Raw genomic sequence first — 2048 nt, forward strand, 5'->3', positions numbered from 1 at the left:
GAGATGGAGCGTGCTTTCGAGGTCTCGGACAAGAAGCTCGATGACGTGGTGAAAGTGCTGATCATGTTTGCGTGACGGTAGCTGATCAGCGTCCGGTGACGGGCGGTGGTGACGTCCGTTGTTCAGGGACATTCCCCCCCTTTGGTGGTGGCCGGTTGGTATGGAGGAGAAGGCCAGGCATGCTCGATCAGGATCCGCCTTTTCGTGTGGTGCGCCGCCGGGAGGGTTATCTGGCGCTGGAGGACTTGGGCCTTATCGGTGACGGCACGACGGCGGCGCTGGTGGGTGTGGACGGTTCTATCTCGTGGTTGTGTCTGCCCCGTTTTGACAGCGACCCGCTGTTGTGTGGTCTGTTGGATGAGGAGCGTGGTGGTCACTTCGTGTTGACCGTGGATGGTCTGCGTGAGGCTCGGCAGTTCTACGAGCCGGACACCGCGGTGTTGGTGACGGAGTTGCGCGGCCCGGCCGGGCTGGTTCGGATCACTGATGCGCTGGTTCTGCGTGCGGGTGCTGATCTGAGCGAGGATGTGGGTGGTGGCCGGTGTGAGTTGGTGCGGTCTGCCGTGGTTCGGTCCGGGACGGTGCGGTTGCGGGCGGAATTGGAGCCGTACGGTGGTGGGCAGGCGCGGGCCCTTTACGACGGTTTGGAGGTGCGTGCTTCCCGGCGGCCTGACTTGCGGCTGCATCTGCGGTCCAATCGTCTGCTGACCGGTTTGCGCGGCGTGCATGACCTTCAGGAGGGGGATCGTCTGGATCTGGTGCTGTCGTGGGGTCGTATCCACCGTCATCACCGGTTCGATCCCGAGGCGATGGTGGGCCAGACCATGGAGGCTTGGCGGCGGTGGATGCGTAAGTGCAGTTACCGGGGCCCGCAGGAGGCGCTGGTCCGACGTTCGGTGATTACTTTGAAGTTGTGTGATGACTGGGGCAACGGTTCGCTTGTCGCGGCGCCTACGTCCTCTTTGCCCGCGCCGATCGGCGGGGTGCGCAACTGGGATTATCGCTACACCTGGATCCGTGACGCCGCTTACTCGGTGTTCGCGTTGCGTCGTGTCGGTTTTGAGGAGGAGGCTGACGCTTTCCTCGGCTGGGTTCTCGATGCTTTTGAGCAGAGTCGTCATCCGCGTGTCATGTACACCCTTGACGGGCGTCCGGTGCCGGAGGAGATCCACGATCCGGGTTTGGAGGGTTACCGTCGCTCGGCGCCGGTGCGGTGGGGCAACGGTGCCGCCGATCAGCGCCAGCATGATGTCTACGGTGAGGTGCTGGACTGTGCCGACCAGTGGCTGCTTCCCGGGCGTGAGCTTCAGCCGGGGCTGTGGTCTGGTCTGGCGGAGTTGGCCGGGGCTGCCGCGCGTTGGTGGCGGCAGCCGGATCAGGGTATCTGGGAGGTGCGTAGTGAGGGCCGGGTTTTCACTTACTCGGTCGGGATGTGTCAGGTGGCTGTGAACAGGGCCTCGGCCATCGGCGAGCGGCTGGGCCTGTCCGGGCCGATCGCCGCCTGGCGGGCCACCGGTGAGGAACTCCGCCGGCTTATTCTGGAACAGGCCTGGAACGAGGACGAGCAGTGTCTGAGCGAGCACCTCGACGGTAGCGGCGGCCTGGATGCCAGCCTGCTCGCGCTGCCGCTGCGCAAGGTCATCCCCGCCGACCATCCGCGTATGGCCGCCACGACGGCGGCCATCGCCGAACGCCTGTCGGCCGGTGACGGCTTGCTTTACCGCTATTTGCATGAGCACTCGCCCGATGGCCTGGCCGGCGACGAGGGCGCTTTCGTGTTGTGCGGTTTCTGGCTGGTGGACAACCTGGTCCTGCAGGGCCATCAGGACCGGGCCGAGGAGTTGTATGCGATGTTGTGCGCCCGCGCCAACCCGGTCGGGTTGATGCCCGAGCAGATCGACCCGTCCACCGGAGCGTTCATGGGCAACTTCCCGCAGGCGTTCAGCCACATCGGGATCATCGCCAGCGGCGTCAACCTCGCACGAGCGAGAGCGGGTAGCACGGCATGATCGACCGACTCGTCATCCTCGGCGCAACCGGCGACCTCA

General features: G+C 65.0%; 1 protein-coding gene. It reads left to right on the top strand.

Annotated elements, in window-relative coordinates; translation table 11 throughout:
* The first annotated feature begins 179 nt into the window (after positions 1–179).
* Complete coding sequence (locus tag E1267_RS43520; RefSeq protein WP_132342134.1) at positions 180–2009, top strand: glycoside hydrolase family 15 protein; 1830 nt, start codon at positions 180–182, stop codon at positions 2007–2009.
* Positions 2010–2048 lie beyond the last annotated feature (39 nt).

The sequence above is a fragment of the Nonomuraea longispora genome (assembly GCF_004348345.1).
GTDB lineage: Bacteria > Actinomycetota > Actinomycetes > Streptosporangiales > Streptosporangiaceae > Nonomuraea > Nonomuraea longispora.